Annotated in this window: 19 protein-coding genes; 12 read left to right on the top strand and 7 right to left on the bottom strand. The window is 31.4% G+C overall.

Annotated elements, in window-relative coordinates; all coding sequences use genetic code 11:
• The first annotated feature begins 71 nt into the window (after positions 1–71).
• The 5 genes from hisH to NAT47_RS07360 all read left to right on the top strand — a co-directional run bounded on the left by hisH (position 72) and on the right by NAT47_RS07360 (position 3,789).
• Positions 72–653 carry an imidazole glycerol phosphate synthase subunit HisH gene (hisH, locus tag NAT47_RS07380; RefSeq protein WP_250581757.1) on the top strand — a complete coding sequence of 194 codons (582 nt, stop codon included), beginning with the start codon at positions 72–74 and terminating at the stop codon, positions 651–653.
• 36 nt (positions 654–689) lie between these two features.
• Positions 690–1,451 (top strand): 1-(5-phosphoribosyl)-5-[(5-phosphoribosylamino)methylideneamino]imidazole-4-carboxamide isomerase, encoded by a 762-nt coding sequence (gene hisA / locus NAT47_RS07375; protein ID WP_250581756.1) that lies wholly within the window; start codon positions 690–692, stop codon positions 1,449–1,451.
• A gap of 27 nt (positions 1,452–1,478) precedes the next feature.
• Positions 1,479–2,234, top strand: a complete 756-nt coding sequence (gene hisF / locus NAT47_RS07370) for an imidazole glycerol phosphate synthase subunit HisF (RefSeq protein WP_250581755.1) — start codon at positions 1,479–1,481, stop codon at positions 2,232–2,234.
• Between the two features lie 76 nt (positions 2,235–2,310).
• Positions 2,311–2,910 (top strand): bifunctional phosphoribosyl-AMP cyclohydrolase/phosphoribosyl-ATP diphosphatase HisIE, encoded by a 600-nt coding sequence (gene hisIE / locus NAT47_RS07365; protein WP_250581754.1) that lies wholly within the window; start codon positions 2,311–2,313, stop codon positions 2,908–2,910.
• Positions 2,911–2,985: 75 nt separating this feature from the next.
• Complete coding sequence (locus tag NAT47_RS07360; protein WP_250581753.1) at positions 2,986–3,789, top strand: SDR family oxidoreductase; 804 nt, start codon at positions 2,986–2,988, stop codon at positions 3,787–3,789.
• 2 nt (positions 3,790–3,791) lie between these two features.
• Here NAT47_RS07360 and rlmH read toward each other — a convergent pair whose 3' ends face one another.
• Complete coding sequence (gene rlmH / locus NAT47_RS07355) at positions 3,792–4,265, bottom strand: 23S rRNA (pseudouridine(1915)-N(3))-methyltransferase RlmH (protein ID WP_250581752.1); 474 nt, start codon at positions 4,263–4,265, stop codon at positions 3,792–3,794.
• A gap of 48 nt (positions 4,266–4,313) precedes the next feature.
• Positions 4,314–5,789: a TonB-dependent receptor gene (locus NAT47_RS07350; protein ID WP_250581751.1), complete on the bottom strand. Its 1,476-nt coding sequence runs from the start codon at positions 5,787–5,789 to the stop codon at positions 4,314–4,316.
• A 116-nt stretch (positions 5,790–5,905) separates the two neighbouring features.
• Here NAT47_RS07350 and NAT47_RS07345 point away from each other — a divergent pair, with 116 nt between their 5' ends.
• From NAT47_RS07345 to NAT47_RS07335, 3 genes are read left to right on the top strand one after another with little or no spacing between them, the layout of a single operon-like run.
• The gene (locus tag NAT47_RS07345) at positions 5,906–6,670 is read left to right on the top strand and encodes an MBL fold metallo-hydrolase (protein WP_250581750.1); all 765 of its coding nucleotides are present in this window, start codon (positions 5,906–5,908) and stop codon (positions 6,668–6,670) included.
• Between the two features lie 5 nt (positions 6,671–6,675).
• A complete protein-coding gene (locus NAT47_RS07340) occupies positions 6,676–7,173 on the top strand; it encodes a hydrolase (protein WP_250581749.1) in 498 nt (165 codons plus the stop codon).
• A gap of 14 nt (positions 7,174–7,187) precedes the next feature.
• Positions 7,188–8,675, top strand: a complete 1,488-nt coding sequence (locus tag NAT47_RS07335) for an aminotransferase class V-fold PLP-dependent enzyme (protein WP_250581748.1) — start codon at positions 7,188–7,190, stop codon at positions 8,673–8,675.
• 18 nt (positions 8,676–8,693) lie between these two features.
• Here NAT47_RS07335 and NAT47_RS07330 read toward each other — a convergent pair whose 3' ends face one another.
• Positions 8,694–9,575, bottom strand: a complete 882-nt coding sequence (locus tag NAT47_RS07330; protein WP_250581747.1) for a lysophospholipid acyltransferase family protein — start codon at positions 9,573–9,575, stop codon at positions 8,694–8,696.
• A gap of 80 nt (positions 9,576–9,655) precedes the next feature.
• On the opposite strand from NAT47_RS07330, the gene NAT47_RS07325 reads away from it, so the two are divergent.
• The 3 genes from NAT47_RS07325 to NAT47_RS07315 are packed head-to-tail and all read left to right on the top strand — an operon-like array spanning position 9,656 to position 11,712.
• A complete protein-coding gene (locus tag NAT47_RS07325) occupies positions 9,656–10,282 on the top strand; it encodes a rhomboid family intramembrane serine protease (RefSeq protein WP_250581746.1) in 627 nt (208 codons plus the stop codon).
• A 55-nt stretch (positions 10,283–10,337) separates the two neighbouring features.
• A complete protein-coding gene (locus NAT47_RS07320) occupies positions 10,338–11,027 on the top strand; it encodes an SIMPL domain-containing protein (protein ID WP_250581745.1) in 690 nt (229 codons plus the stop codon).
• 16 nt (positions 11,028–11,043) lie between these two features.
• Positions 11,044–11,712, top strand: a complete 669-nt coding sequence (locus tag NAT47_RS07315) for a DUF2461 domain-containing protein (RefSeq protein WP_250581744.1) — start codon at positions 11,044–11,046, stop codon at positions 11,710–11,712.
• A 44-nt stretch (positions 11,713–11,756) separates the two neighbouring features.
• Here NAT47_RS07315 and NAT47_RS07310 read toward each other — a convergent pair whose 3' ends face one another.
• The 4 genes from NAT47_RS07310 to NAT47_RS07295 all read right to left on the bottom strand — a co-directional run bounded on the left by NAT47_RS07310 (position 11,757) and on the right by NAT47_RS07295 (position 14,229).
• On the bottom strand, positions 11,757–12,143 hold the full coding sequence (locus NAT47_RS07310; RefSeq protein ID WP_250581743.1) for a glyoxalase: 387 nt from the start codon (positions 12,141–12,143) through the stop codon (positions 11,757–11,759).
• 86 nt (positions 12,144–12,229) lie between these two features.
• Positions 12,230–13,462, bottom strand: a complete 1,233-nt coding sequence (locus NAT47_RS07305; protein WP_250581742.1) for a mechanosensitive ion channel family protein — start codon at positions 13,460–13,462, stop codon at positions 12,230–12,232.
• On the bottom strand, positions 13,462–13,746 hold the full coding sequence (locus tag NAT47_RS07300; RefSeq protein WP_250581741.1) for a DUF3817 domain-containing protein: 285 nt from the start codon (positions 13,744–13,746) through the stop codon (positions 13,462–13,464). The genes NAT47_RS07305 and NAT47_RS07300 overlap by 1 nt, the downstream gene beginning before the upstream one ends.
• Before the next feature lie 114 nt (positions 13,747–13,860).
• Positions 13,861–14,229 (bottom strand): hypothetical protein, encoded by a 369-nt coding sequence (locus NAT47_RS07295; protein ID WP_250581740.1) that lies wholly within the window; start codon positions 14,227–14,229, stop codon positions 13,861–13,863.
• 187 nt (positions 14,230–14,416) lie between these two features.
• Between NAT47_RS07295 and NAT47_RS07290 the strand changes: the two genes are divergently transcribed.
• Positions 14,417–16,336, top strand: coding sequence for a DUF294 nucleotidyltransferase-like domain-containing protein (locus tag NAT47_RS07290; protein ID WP_250581739.1), 1,920 nt, complete (start codon positions 14,417–14,419; stop codon positions 16,334–16,336).

Below are 16,336 nucleotides of genomic sequence, written 5' to 3'. Positions count from 1 at the left end.
TCACAGTCTCAGTTGGCAGAAATAACTCGATTTGAACTGCGACTGCGACTGAAAACTGCGACTATATAAATATGAAAATAGCAATAATAGATTACGGAGCTGGAAATGTTCAAAGTGTTTTATTCGCTTTGGAACGATTGGGTTTTGAAGGAATTGTCACAAATGATTGGAAAACGATAAAGAAAGCTGATAAAGTAATTTTTCCTGGTGTAGGAGAGGCTAGTAGTGCTATGAAAATGTTGGTTAATAGTGGATTAGATGTATTGATTCCAACCCTGAAACAACCGGTTTTAGGAATTTGTTTGGGTATGCAATTGATGTGTAAACATTCAGAAGAAGGAAATACCAACGGATTAGGAATTTTTGATGTCAATGTTGTGAAATTTTCTCAAGAAGTAAAAGTTCCTCAAATGGGTTGGAATACGATTTATAATCTGAAAACGCCATTATTTGAAGGAATTAAAGAAAACGAATTCATGTATTTGGTACACAGTTTTTATGCGTCTTTGTCTGAAAATACAATTGCTACCACGAATTATGAACACGAATACAGCACAGCATTGAAACGCGATAACTTTTTCGGAGTACAATTTCATCCTGAGAAAAGTGGCATCCTCGGAGAACAAATTTTGAAAAACTTTTTAAACTTATAATTTGAGCTTGAAATTGCTCTTGAAATTGAACTTGATATGAGAATAATCCCAGCTATAGATATCATCGAAGGAAAATGCGTCCGACTTTCCAAAGGCGACTACGACACGAAGAAAATATACAACGAAAATCCGCTTGAAGTAGCCAAATCGTTTGAAGCACATGGAATTCAGTATTTGCATTTAGTCGATTTAGATGGTGCAAAATCCAGTCGAATTGTGAATTACAAAGTATTGGAACAAATTGCTTCAAAAACGAGTTTAAAAATCGATTTTGGTGGAGGATTAAAATCCGATGCCGATTTAAAAAATGCTTTTGAAAGTGGTGCTAATCAAATCACAGGCGGAAGTATTGCCATCAAACAACCAGAAGTTTTCAAAAATTGGATCAAACAATATGGAGCTGATAAAATTATTTTAGGAGCGGATGCTATGAATGAAAAAGTAGTGATTTCAGGTTGGTTGGAAGAATCAAAAGAAGAAGTAATTCCGTTTATTCAAAATTATCAGAAAGAAGGCATTCAATATGTGATTTGTACCGATATTTCAAAAGACGGCATGTTAGAAGGACCAAGTTTTGGATTATACAAAAGAATTTTAGATTCCGATTTGTCAAATCAAGTTTGTCATTTCGAGCGAATTCGAGAAGCGAGTTTAAAACTCATCGCTTCAGGAGGAATTTCCACTTTCGATGAATTACCAAAGTTAGCCGAACTAGGTTGCGAAGGAACCATTATAGGAAAAGCCATCTACGAAGGCAGAATCAGTTTAAAGCAATTAGAAAAGTACATTTTGTCTTAATTTTTAATACTCAAATCTTAATACTATATGCTCACAAAAAGAATCATTCCCTGCTTAGACATCAAAAACGGACGAACCGTAAAAGGGGTCAACTTTGTGGATTTAAAAGATGCTGGTGATCCTGTGGAATTAGCAAAGAAATACACTGAAACTGGTGCAGACGAACTTGTGTTCCTAGATATTTCCGCTACAGAAGAACGTCGCGCTACTTTAATCGACTTAGTTCGAAAAGTTGCAGCTGCAATTAATATTCCATTCACAGTTGGTGGTGGCATTTCTTCCCTTGCTGATGTGGATGTTTTGCTTCGCAATGGAGCGGATAAAATTTCGATTAATTCTTCAGCCGTTAAAAATCCAAATTTGATAAACGAGATTGCAGCCAAATATGGAAGTCAGTGTGTTGTTGTAGCTATCGATGCGAAACAAATTGATGGCGAATGGATAGTTCATTTGGTTGGAGGAAAAGTGCCTACTGAATTGAATTTATTCGATTGGGCAAAAGAAGTCGAGCAACGTGGTGCAGGAGAAATTCTATTCACATCCATGAACAATGACGGTACCAAAAACGGATTCGCCAATGAAGCCTTAGCCAAATTGTCTGAAATCGTAAACATTCCTATCATCGCTTCTGGAGGTGCGGGAACTATGGAACATTTTGCAGAAACCTTTATCAATGGAAATGCTGATGCCGCTTTAGCCGCTAGTGTTTTTCACTATCAAGAAATCGAAATTCCTAAATTAAAAAAATATTTAAAAGGAAAAGAAATTAACATCAGATTATAGAAATAAGAATTAATTTAAAATAAAACTTAGTGAAACTTCGTGCTTAACTTAGTGGAACTTTGTGTAACAAAATATCATGAAAATAAACTTCAACAAAAACCCAGACAACCTAATTCCAGCCATTATTCAAGACAACGAAACGAAAAATGTTTTAATGTTGGGCTACATGAACCAAGAAGCTATAGACCTAACAATAGCAACAAAAAAAGTAACTTTTTTCAGTCGTACTAAAAACCGATTATGGACAAAAGGCGAGGAGAGTGGCAACTTTTTAGAACTAATTTCTATTAAAGAAGATTGCGATAATGATACGCTTTTAGTGAAAGTAAAACCTGTTGGTCCAACTTGCCACACAGGTTTAGATACGTGTTGGCAAGAAACTAATAATCAAGAATTTGGGTTTTTATCAAAATTAGAAAATACCATTGCAAATCGCAAAGAAAATGCCGATGCGGAAAAGAGTTATGTAGCTTCATTATTCGCTAAAGGGATCAATAAAATAGCACAGAAAGTAGGAGAAGAAGCCGTTGAAGTAGTCATTGAAGCTAAAGACAACAATGACGATTTGTTCTTATCTGAAAGTGCCGATTTATTGTTTCACTATTTGATTTTATTGCAAGCGAAAGGTTTTCAATTACAAGATGTAGTAGAGGTTTTGAAAAGAAGAGAGAAATAAGTTTCTAAATTATACTTCTGATTAATCTTTCTAAAATCAATAAAAAAAGTATTTTTGTTGTATTAAATACAGAATATGAAAAAAGTTATTTTAATTACGGGAGGTTCTTCGGGAATAGGAAAATCAATTGGTACTTTTCTTCATGAAAAAGGCAATATTGTTTATGGAACGAGTCGAAATCCCGAAAATATTTCAAATTCTGTTTTTGAACTATTACAGCTTGATGTTCGTGATGTTGAAAGTATAAAAAAATGCGTAAATCAAGTTATACAGAAATCAGGAAGAATTGATGTTCTCATTAACAATGCAGGCGTTGGTATTACTGGACCATTAGAAGAAATTCCTACGGAAGAAATCATGAATAATTTCCAAACGAATTTATTTGGACCTATTGAAGTTATGAAAGCTGTTTTACCTCAAATGCGCCAACAAAAATCGGGATTAATTATTAATGTTACTTCGATTGCTGGTTATATGGGATTACCATTTCGTGGTGTTTATTCTGCATCTAAAGGGGCTTTGGAGTTGATAACAGAGTCACTTCGTATGGAAGTTAAGCAATTTGGAATACAAATTACTAATGTTGCGCCCGGTGATTTTGCCACTGATATAGCATCTCGGCGTTTTCATGCTCCTTTAATTCAAGGTTCAGCTTATGAAAAATCTTATGGTAAAACTTTAGAGGAAATAAATTCTCATGTAGATTCTGGAAGTAATCCTATTGAAATGGCGGAAGCTATTCACAAGATTATGCAAACATCAGAACCTAAAATTCATTATAAAGTAGGAGCTTTTATGCAAAAGTTTTCCATTTTTCTGAAGTTTATTTTACCAGATTTGATGTTCGAAAAAATGCTGATGAAGCACTATAAATTGTAATTTTATCGATGATGATAAGGTTCGTTTTTAAGTATCGTAAATCCTCTGTAAATCTGCTCAATCACAAATAGGCGTACCATTTGGTGCGAAAATGTCATTTCAGATAAAGAAACTTTACCTTGGGCTTTTTGATAAACAGTTTCACTGAATCCGTAAGGGCCACCAATCACAAAAACCAAAGATTTTATACCGGAATTCATTTTCTTTTGTAAAAAATCTGAAAACCCTTCACTGCTAAATGTTTTACCGTTTTCGTCAAGTAAAATTAGATGATCGGTTGGGCCAATTTTTGATAGAATTAAGTCTCCTTCTTTTTCTTTTTGTTGGGTTTCGGATAAGTTTTTTACATTTTTGATGTCAGGAATAATTTCTAAATCAAATTTTACATAAAAAGATAATCGTTTAGTATAATCTTCAATCAAAGTTTGAAGCGCTTTATTATCAGTTTTTCCTATGGCTAAAAGGCGAATATTCATAGATTAAAAGTTAAAAGAAAAAATCACTCGCAAAGGAGTGATTTAATATTAATTGATTTCTTCTGTTTGTTGTTGTTTAAAGTTTACTTCACAAGCAAAAGAGAATAGTTTTTCTTTTTTGATGATTTCGGCAGTTCCTTCCGGTAACATATTTTCCCATCCTGCCTCACCATTACAAATCATTTTTAGTACTTTTCTAGAGAAAATGTCTAAATTCTTTTCGTCGAAATCTTTAATATCGATTACTTTTCCATTGAATTTAAAGAATTTATAAAGTTCTTTCATTCTAGGATGCACTTTTAGATTTTCGGATGTGATGATGTTTCCATTTTCATCTTTCATAGGATAAAGATAAACTTTCAAATCACGATAAAATAATTTTCCAAAAGCTTCTAATATTCCACCGGATAAATGGCGATAATATTTTTCATCAAAAATTTCGATTAAGTTACTCACACCCATGGCTAATCCCATTCTAGCTTTAGAATAGTTAGAAAAATATTCTACTACTTTAAAATATTCCTGGAAGTTAGAAATCATAACGGTTTGTCCAAGTTTGCAGAGCAATTCAGCTCTATCTAAGAAATCACGTTCATCAATTTCACCTTCTGCCTTTAAATTGGAAAGAGTGATTTCAAAAACAACAAATGTATTATCTTTATCTACTTTATTTTCTTGAATGAACATTTCGTAGGAACGTTCATACATGTCCATATTTACTTTAGTAACGGGTCTAAAACTTCCTCTTAACGCTAAAATATTTTTCTTGTAAAGTACAGCAGCAGGTAAAATATTTTTTCCATCAGGACCAAACATTACGGCATCCGTCATCCCATTTTTTACCAATTGCAAACTCATCAAACGATTGTCAACTTCAGCAAAACGGGGACCAGAAAAATTAATGGTATCAATTTCAATTTGGTCTTTGTCTAAGTGGTCATACAAATAACGTAATAGTTTTTTGGGATCATTGTATTTATAGAACGCGCCATAAATCAAATTAACACCAAGAATTCCAAGAGTTTCTTGTTGTAATTTAGCATCGTTTTCTTTAAATCTAATATGAAGAATAATTTCGTTGTATGCTTCATCTGGCTCAACTTGATAAACTATTCCAACCCAACCATGACCTTTGTATTGTTTTGCAAAGTCGATAGTTGCCACGGTATTCGCATAACTAAAAAATAACTTATTGGGATGTTTATCTCTGCTTAAACGCTGTTCAACTAAATTAATTTCGTGCGTTAACATTTTTCGTAAACGACTCTCTGTAACGTAACGACCATCTTCTTCAATTCCATAAATAGCATCACTAAAGTCTTTATCGTAGGCAGACATGGCTTTAGCAATAGTTCCAGAAGATGCACCAGCTCTAAAGAAATTACGAACCGTTTCTTGTCCCGCTCCAATTTCAGCAAAGGTACCATATATGTTTTCATTAAGATTAATTCTTAATGCTTTATCCTTAATTGAAGGAACGTGCTCAATTTGTTTATCTCCTCGAACTTTAATGTTTGTAACCATGCTTTTTTATGAAATATTTAATAGGATGTTTGGGATTCTAAAATCATTTTCGCAAAGTTAATCAATTTATAAAAACTACCATAATTATTGTTATTTTTGTGCGAAAGGATAAAACTGTGAAAATTTATTTTTTAGGCACTGGTACATCGCAAGGAATCCCTGTTATAGGGAGCCATCATTCTGTTTGTTTAAGTTCTGATGAAAAAGACAAGCGGTTGCGAGTTTCGGTTTGGATTGAAACCGAAAAAGCTTCTATCATTATTGACTGCGGGCCTGATTTCAGACAGCAAATGTTAAACTCAATGTGTCAAAAAGTTGATGCTTTGTTGTTTACACACGAACATGCAGATCACACAGCTGGATTAGATGATATTCGTCCTTTTTATTTCAAGCAAGGTCCAATTCCTGTTTATGCACATCAAAGGGTACTTAAAAATTTAGAAAAACGTTTTGATTATATTTTTGAAACCGAAAATAAATATCCAGGCGCTCCCTCTATTATAGAAAATGAAGTGAAGGTAGACCAACCTTTTTTAGTAAATGATGAATTAATTATTCCAATTGATGCTTTGCATGGATCTTTACAAGTCTTTGGTTACAAAATTCAAGATGTAGTCTATTTAACTGATGTAAAGACAATCGAATCTTCTGAAATAGAAAAAATAAAAGATTGTAAAGTTTTGATAATTAATTGTTTACGAGAAGAGCCTCATGCTACACATTTTAATTTAGAAGAAGCATTACATTTTATATCTTTGGTGCGTCCAAAAACGACATACTTAACTCACATCAGTCATTTATTTGGTTTTCATGAAGAGATTCAAAAAAAATTACCTGTTAACGTTTTTGTTGCTTACGATAATTTAGAAATTAATATTTAAAAACTATGAAGAACGTAATTTTGTATGCTTTAATTTTCTCATTGTTATTCAATGTATTTCAATACGTGAATTCTACTAAAATATTAGATGCAAAACAAAAAGAAGTAGACAAAGTAAAAGCAAATTTAAAAACTTCAAGAGATTCTATTTCACAACTTACAGATGCTAATTATTTTGCTTTAGAAACGGATGAAGATGCACAAGAATATTTCTTTTCTAATAATTTAGATTATCAAAAAGTAGCTGTTAAAGTAAAAGAAGATTTATTATCTTTAAACACTAATAAAAATGGCAACCCTCTAATTCCATATGAACCCATTGATGGCATTCCATTTTTAATCAATACCACAAAAATATTGAATCACAGATGGATTATTGCTGAATTTTCTTGTGGAGATTTGTGGGGACAAGTGTTGATAAAATACTTTGTTACCGAAGGGAAACCAACCGATTTTGAAACAGTTGAAACCGTTTTATACGAAAAGCAACAAAAGAATAACTAAAAAATAACATCACAATGTCAACTACTATTATGAAAACCCAATTAGAATGTTACTTTGATACGTTCAGAAATGACATAATTGGAATTGACCAAAAATTTCAATCGCCTTTTGGTGAAATGAAAATCATTTACACGGATTGGACAGCTAGTGGTAGATTGTATCGTCCTATTGAAGAAAAGTTGATGAATGAATTTGGTCCTTTTGTTGCCAATACACATACCGAAACTTCTGTAACGGGAACTGCTATGACTATGGCTTATCATGAAGCGCGTCATATCATTAAAAAGCATGTAAATGCAAATGATAATGATATCTTAATCACTGATGGCACGGGAATGACTGGAGTTGTGAATAAATTTCAACGTATTTTAGGACTTCGTATTCCTGAAAATTTAAAAGAATTTACTACTATTCCTGATGCTATAAAACCAGTAGTTTTTATCTCTCACATGGAACACCATTCGAATCAAACCTCTTGGTTAGAAACGATTGCGGATGTTGTCATCATCCCTGCCGATGAAAATGGTTTGTTTAGTATCGAAAATCTAAAAATTTTATTAGAAAAATATAAAGAAAGAAGTTTTAAAATTGCTTCAATTACTTCTTGCTCTAATGTAACAGGAATTAAAACTCCCTATCATGAAGTGGCAAAACTAATGCATCAAAATAACGGTGTTTGTTTTGCAGATTTTGCATGTTCAGGACCGTATGTAGAAATTAACATGCATCCTGAAGATTCTGAAAGTTATTTGGATGCGATTTTCTTTTCACCACATAAGTTTTTAGGTGGTCCTGGAACTTCGGGAGTTTTAATTTTCAATCAAAACTTATACAAAAACAACGTGCCTGATTGTCCCGGTGGAGGAACGGTGAGTTGGACTAATCCTTGGGGCGAACACAAATATATTGACAACATAGAAGATAGGGAAGATGGTGGAACTCCTGGTTTCTTACAAGTGATGAAAACTGCATTAGCCATTCAGTTGAAAGAAAAAATGGGTGTTCAGAACATTTTAGACCGTGAACACGAACTGATAGATTATATCTTTAATGCTCTAGGAAACGTATCTAATCTTCATATTCTGGCTAATCAACATCAAGATAGACTGGGTGTTATTTCGTTTTATATTGATGACTTACATTATAATTTGGGGGTAAAACTCTTGAATGATAAATTTGGAATTCAAACCCGTGGGGGATGTAGTTGTGCAGGAACTTACGGACATTATTTGTTGCATGTAGATCAAGAAACGTCGCATGATTTGGTCTGTAAAATTAGCTCGGGAGATTTGATTCAAAAACCAGGTTGGATACGTATGTCGATTCATCCTACCACAACAACGGAAGAAATAGCTTTTGTTTGCGAAAAAATTAAAGATTTAGCGGTTCATCATAAAGATTGGTCAGTTGATTATGAGTATAATCCTCAAACAAACGAATTTGTTCATAAAGAAGCTAACAATCAAATTAAAGAGATGGTCCATAATTGGTTTAAATTATAAAAAAATAAAGCTCAGTTTCTACTGAGCTTTTTCTTTAATGTGTTTCCAACGCTTGTGTGTCCATAAGTAAAATTCTGGAGCTTCATAAATTTGTTCTTCCACTAATTTCATGAATGTATCTGTAATTTCGTAATTAGGTACTGATTTGACATCTTCTGATAAAATTTCAAAACTAGCTTCATAGTAACCACGTTTTACTTTTTTAACTTTCAAGAAAATTACATTCATATCAAATCTTTTAGCTAACATTTCGGCACCGGTATGAACAGGCACTACATGTCCCATAAAAGAAGTCCAATGATAAGCAGCATTTGCCCTTGGAGATTGATCACTTGCAAATCCATACAAACTTAAAATGTTTTTTCTAAAGTTATTTTCAATGTAAGGAATTGTTTCTTTGGTAGTAACCAATTGCGCTTTAAATTTAGATCGTATGCGTTTCACCAATTTATCAAAATATGGATTAGCTAACCTTTTATAAATACCAACTCCTTTAAAATTTGTATAATAATTCATGGATATAACCCATTCATAACTTGCATAATGAGCACACATTAAGGCAATACTTTTATTCTTTTTTTCTAGTTCATAATATGTATCCATGTTAGTGAATGAAAAGCGCTTTTCCATTTCTTTTTGCGAAATGCTCATTGTTTTTATCATTTCTAAAAACATATCACACATGTGACTGTAGAATTTTTTTTCAATTTGCAACTGCTCTTGTTGTGATAATTGTGGAAGTGCAAGTTGAATATTAGAACGAACTACTTTTTTTCTGTATCCAATAACGTTGTAGACCAAAAAACAAACAATATCAGAAAACAAATAAAATAAAGGAAAAGGTAATATAGAAATTATCCAAAGTATTGGATAAATAATGATATATATTAATAATTGCATTACTTAAAATTTTTACAAATATACTTCTTTCGTTCCAAGTAAATTTGGCAAAGTATTCCTAAATTTACAAAAAAAAACAAATGAATATTATTTTACTAGTAATAGTAGTAGCTAATGGTTTGATAAGTTACAAAGCTTTTAATGATACTTATTTCTTTAGAAAATACGAATTTCATATAGGAAGTATTCGTTCAGGTGAACAATTTCGGATGTTTTCGTCTGGTTTTTTACATGTCGATTTTATGCATTTGGCATTTAATATGTTTACCCTATATATGTTTGCCCCATTTGTTATTAATATTGTAGGACCTATTTATTTTGCTTATTTGTATTTTGGAAGTTTAGTGGCTGGAAATCTACTTACATTATATTTTCATAAGGAGGATTACTATTATAGAGCCGTTGGAGCTTCGGGAGCTGTAACTGGGATCATTTATAGCGCTATTCTATTAGAACCCAATTTATACATGTACGGATTCATTCCAGGATATATCTTCGGATTTGTGTATTTGTTATTTTCAATCTACGGGATGAAAGCTAAAAATGATAATATTGGGCACGTGGCACATTTTGGAGGCGCTATTGGTGGTTTTGGAATTACTTTGGCAAAGTTTCCTACTCTTATAACTGAAGAACCAAAAATCGTTTTAGCACTATTGGTTCCTATTTTGATTTTATTTATTTTGGCAAAAATGAAGAAAATTTAGGTACTAGGTGATTTGGCACAAATCTTGAATACTGTGAATTATTAAATTTAATGACATGAAAAAAATTGTAATGGTGTTGTTATTCACTACAGCTTTAATGAACGCACAAGATGTAAAAACAGTTTCACAAATTAGTGTTTCAGGTGAAGGAAAAATCAAAGTAATTCCTGATGAAGCTTTAATTACAGTTGCAGTGGAAAACTCGGGTAAAGAGGCAACTGAAGTAAAAAAGAAAAATGATGAAATAGTAGATAAAGTTTTAAAATTAATTAAGCAAAATGGTATTGCTATAACAGATTTTCAAACCCAACGTATCAATTTATATAAAAACTATGATTATGATACGAAAAAGTACAATTATGTAGCTAATCAAACCCTTTCAATTCACTTAAAAAATTTATCAAAATATGATAAATTAATGATGGATTTAGTGGAAAGTGGTATTAATTCGATACAAGGAGTAGAATTTAAATCGTCTAAAATTAAAGAGTTAGAAACTCAAGCTCGTAAAAAAGCGATGCAGAATGCCAAGCAAAAAGCCGACGATTATGTTTCAGTTTTAGAGGGACAAAAAGTTGGGAAGGCCCTAGTAATTTCCGATAATTCCAATACAAATTATCCTACTCCAATTTTTGCTGAATTTAAAACTATGGCTATTTCAGATACATCTTTGCCGAAAGAAACTTTAGCTATTGGAGAGATTGAAATTGTATCGAATGTAAACGTTACTTTTATTTTAGATTAATAATTGAAAAAATACTATGATACCAAAATCTGCAATTGAATTTCTAAACAAACTAAAAGAAAACAATAATCGTGAATGGTTTGCCGAACATAAAAAGGAGTTTGATCTTGAGCAAAAATCAATGAAAACTTTTTTCAATTCAGTAGGGGAACAGTTAGGAAAAGTTGATAGTATTGAACGTATTCAAATTTTTAGGATCTATCGCGATGTCCGTTTTTCAAAGGATAAATCTCCTTATAAAAATCATTTTAGTGTTGGATTCACAAGAACAAAACCTTTATTTAGAGGTGGTTATTATTTGCATATAGAACCGGGAGGAAGTTTTGTAGGCGGAGGATTTTGGGAACCTAATGCGGCTGATTTACATCGTATTAGAAAGGAATTTGAAATGGATGATGAAGAAGTAAGAGCAATTATTGCCGAAGATAATTTTCAAAAATACTTTGGAGAATTAAAAGGCGAAGAGTTAAAGACAGCCCCAAAGGGTTTCGATAAAACGCATCCTGCTATTGATTTAATTCGTAAAAAACAATATTTACTAACACGAAACTTTTCAGATGAAGAAGTGTTAGCACCTGATTTTCAGAAAGAAGTGATAGCAACCTTTCAATCCATGCGACCGTTTTTCGACTACATTAGTGATGTCTTAAGTACCGATTTAAATGGAGAATCTCTTTATGAATAACTTATTTTAATGTGGCGATTTGTGATGATACTAATATTGCCACATTAAATTATTTGAATTTGACTTTTTAATCGTTCCATTAATAGATTCATCATTCGCTTATTCAAATTTGAGGAATTTTGAGTGTAATCTTTAAATTCAGTTACAGTAAACATTCCAATAACCATCCCTTCCAATAGATTTCGAAGCTTCATATCGCGTTGAATGGCATTATCGATATATTGGATTTTCTTTTCAGGAGAAAGTGTAAAAAATACTCCTTTTTGTTTAGTAGCGTAATTTCTAAAAACCTCAATAAATAATTCGTTTTGAAATTTTAAAATAGGTCGGAGTGTCTGATTTTGAAACTTTTCTTCTGAACTTGAGTGTTCTGTGATAGTTCCAATGCTAGCACCCCTAATTTCAAGAAGTGATTCCTCTTTTGATTTCATTATTTATGAATTTGTTGTATAAAATTAAAAAAAATAACCTCCAAATATCCGAAGGTTAGTATAAGTTATTAATAATCAGTTGTTAATTATTTGGTGGTACTCATATTTTCAAAAGCCTCCAAATCGAAGTAGGGGAGTGAAGCTATAATATGATCGAAAACATCGGCCATTATATGTTCATAATTTATCCACGTTTTGTCTTTTGAAAAACAGTAAATTTCAATTGGAATACCATTCTCAGTTGGTTGTAAATGGCGCACCATTAGAGGCATATCCTTGTTGATTCCAGGATGTGATAGAATGTATTGATTTATGTATTTTCGGAACAACCCCAAATTAGTTAAATTTCGACCATTTACAATCACACTTTTATCGATTCCATTATTAAAATTGTATTTATCAATATCAGATTGACGATGTTCTATATAAGAAGTAAGATGGTGAATTTTTTTAAACTTTTCCAATTCATCCTTTTCAACAAATTTTACGGAATTCGCTTTAATCAAAATATAACGTTTGATGCGTCTTCCTTCTGAATCAATCATTCCTCGCCAGTTTTTAAAACTATCAGAAATTAAGCTATAGGTTGGAATTGTTGTAGTAGTATTATCAAAATTTCTAACTTTTACAGTTGATAAATTGATTTCTATAATATTACCATCTGCTCCAAATTTTTCCATTGTAATCCAATCTCCAATACGAACCATATCATTCACAGATACGGATATACTGGCGACAAAACCTAAAATAGTATCTCTAAAAATTAAAATGATGATAGCTGAAATCGAACCAAAAGTTGTTAGTAATGTAGTTTTACTTACATCAAATAATATCAATACAAAAGAAACGATACCAAATAGCCATAAAAAAAGCATAATAACCTGAATATAACTATCTATTGGTTTGTCACTAAATCTTGGTTTTTGTTTTAAATAATCACGAAGAGAATTAAAAATACTTCGAGTAATAAAAAGCGATAAGATTATGATATAAATTTTTACTCCTTTTTCAAAAATGTATTCCCAGTATGTGAAATTACTAAGAATTACAGGAACTGTCTTATAAATAAATAGTAAAGGAAATAAATGAGCCAAGTATTTAGCCGTTTTATTGGCTACTAAAAAGTCATCAAAAGAAGACTTGGTTTTAGTAGCTATAATCGCTAAAACAATAATGAATGCTTTTTTAAAGACATAATCTAATAAGTAGGAAATAACAATTAAAATAATAATGTTTATTCCTAAATTTAAGTAGGAAGCTACATCATTGCTAAAGTCAAGACTTTTAAAGATATCGTATGCCCAATTAAAGATTTTCATTATGTGTTTTGAAGATATTTTTTCTCAATATAAAAGGTTCCAAAAGGTATTAATGAAGCAATTAAAATCAAAAAAAAGACTTTAAAATTCCATTTTTGTGAGGCTTGTAATAGAAAAGCTAACAAAACATATCCTATAAATAAAACCCCATGAGCCATCCCAATTGGGAATAAAAATTGTTTATACAATTCTAAATTAGTAGGCTTAACAATAAGCATATTTGCAAATAAAAGTAAATATGAAATTCCCTCTAAAATGGCTGTAATTTTAAACGTACGTAACATTGAAATAAATTTTAAACAAAATTAATAGTAAAATTATTAGTAATAGTTAATATTTATATAAAAAAAGCTGCTTCTAAAAGCAGCCTTAAATATTATGTAAAATAGATTCTTGAATTAATAAGCTAAGAAAGCTTTGTTGTATTCTTTTAAATCTAGTAAATTATTCTTTTTTGATAAATCGGTTAGCAACGATAAAAAGTAATTAAAGCTATCCACATTATTTTCTTCAGAAATATTTGCTTCAATAAAAGCATCTTTGCTATCTACAGGCTCATCATCAGGGATACCAATAAAAAAGCCATTGTTATTTTCAATGTGTTCATAAGCTAAACGTAGCGCTTTAGTAACAACCGGATTATTTAATTCTAATGTAATTTCTCTTAGCTTTTTTAAATTTTCAACAATTTCAGCTACTTCAAAATTTTCTTTAAATAATTCTTTCTGAATTTTTTCTATTAGTTTAAGGGCTTGTCTGTTTTCCATGATACTTTTATAATGTTTGCAAAACTAATCTTTATTGGCATTTTACACAAACGTTTTAAGGAGTATTTTGTAATTTTAACGCTATATTTTTAATTTATAATATACATTATGTAAAATAGTATTTTTATATTATAGTTTCAATATCCACTCAAACTTCGTATCTTCGTTTATGAAATTTTAGTATGTCATGAAAAACCCTATTGCAGAACGTATCACCGATTTTTTAAAACATTATCCTCCTTTTTCAAGTTTAGAATACAGTAAACTTTTAGAAATTGCTAAAACTTGCCGGGTATTATATTTGGAAAAAAATCAAACCTTATTTAAAATTAATGATCCCACACATGCCTTTTTTTATGTTGTAGCTTCTGGTGCCATTGGTTTGTCTGTTACTTCTGACACTGATGATGTTTTGATTGATAAATGTGATGAAGGCGATATTTTAGGTCTTCGACCTTTTTTTGCAAAAAATAATTATCTCATGACGGCCAAGGCTCGCGAAGAAAGTATTGTATATGCTATTCCAATTGAGACGTTTAAGCCTTATGTAGCAGAAAATCCTGCTGTTTTGAGTTTTCTATTAGAAAGTTTTGCATCTAATACGAGAAATCCTTACGATAAAAATAATAAAGGAAAATTAATTTCTGAAAATGTGATTTATAACGATCAAAATGCGGAAATTCAATATTATCAACCTATAAAATATACTCGAAACCCTATAACAGCTACTCCGGTCGATATCGTAAAGTTCGTTGCTCAAACAATGGCAAGCAGTAAAATCGGTAGTATTATTATTCATGAAGATAGAAAACCTATAGGGATTGTAACGGATAAAGATTTACGTTCTAAAATCGCAACCGGACTTTATTCTATTGATGTTACAATTGATAAAATTATGTCATCACCTGTAATTACCGTGGCTGATAATCTTTCGATTGCAGAGGCTCAGATAATGATGCTAAAACATAATGTTTCTCACTTATGTGTAACTAAAGACGGTACAAATGATTCTGAAATAACAGGGATAATTACAGAACATGATATTGTGGTGGCTCAAGCAAACAACCCTGGTGTATTGTTAAAGCAATCAAAACGAGCTCAAAAATCAGCTGATTTGAAAGAAGTTAGAGAAAAATTAGTTGATTTAATACAGCATTCTTTAGATAAAAATGTACCTATCAATCATATAACTTCGATTGTTGGCGAAATCAATCTGGCAATAACAAAACGCGCTATCGAATTGGCCATAAAAAAAATGGACACTCTTCCTCCTGCCCAGTTTGCTTGGATAAATATCGGAAGCCAAGGTAGAAAAGAACAACTTTTGCTTACTGATCAAGATAATGCTATTGTTTTTGAAGATGTTGAAGAAGAAAAATATGATGCAGTTAAGAATTATTTTATAGATCTTGCTGAAAAAGTAACGAGAACACTCAATAAAATTGGCTACGAATATTGCCCGAATCAAATGATGGCGAGCAATCCTTTATGGTGTAAATCGGTTTCAGATTGGCAACATCAATTCAAAGGTTGGATTAATGCTCCTGCAGAAAAAGGAGTTCTTAACAATACTATTTTCTTCGATTATGATTTTGTTTATGGAAATGAAGATTTAGTTGATACAATCAGTACTACTATCGTTGAAGAAACAGATAAAAATGAATTATTTTTTGCTTATTTAGGAGCCGATGCTTTAAAAAATCCACCTCCACTTGGCTTTTTTAGACAGTTTTTAGTAGAAAATGATGGCGAACATAAAGATACTTTCGATTTAAAAGGAAGAGCTTTAATGCCATTAATTGATGCAGCTCGAATTTTATCCTTGAGCAAAGGAATCAAGAATATCTCTAATACGATTTCAAGATATTCAAAATTAGCTGAATTAGAGCCTCAAAATGCGACTATTTATGAATCTTGTGCTGATGCTTTTGCTGAACTATTAAAGTTCAGAACTGAAGAAGGTTTGAAAAACGAAACAGACGGTAGGTATTTGAATTTAACTGAGTTATCTAAATTAGATAAAGTAAAACTTAAAAATGATTTTCAACCTATTAACGATATTCAAGAAGTGATTAAGAATAAATTTCAATTAACTTATTTCACCTAA

This window comes from Flavobacterium fragile, from assembly GCF_023634865.1.
Lineage (GTDB): Bacteria > Bacteroidota > Bacteroidia > Flavobacteriales > Flavobacteriaceae > Flavobacterium > Flavobacterium fragile.
This window is presented reverse-complemented; position numbering and strand designations above follow the sequence as displayed.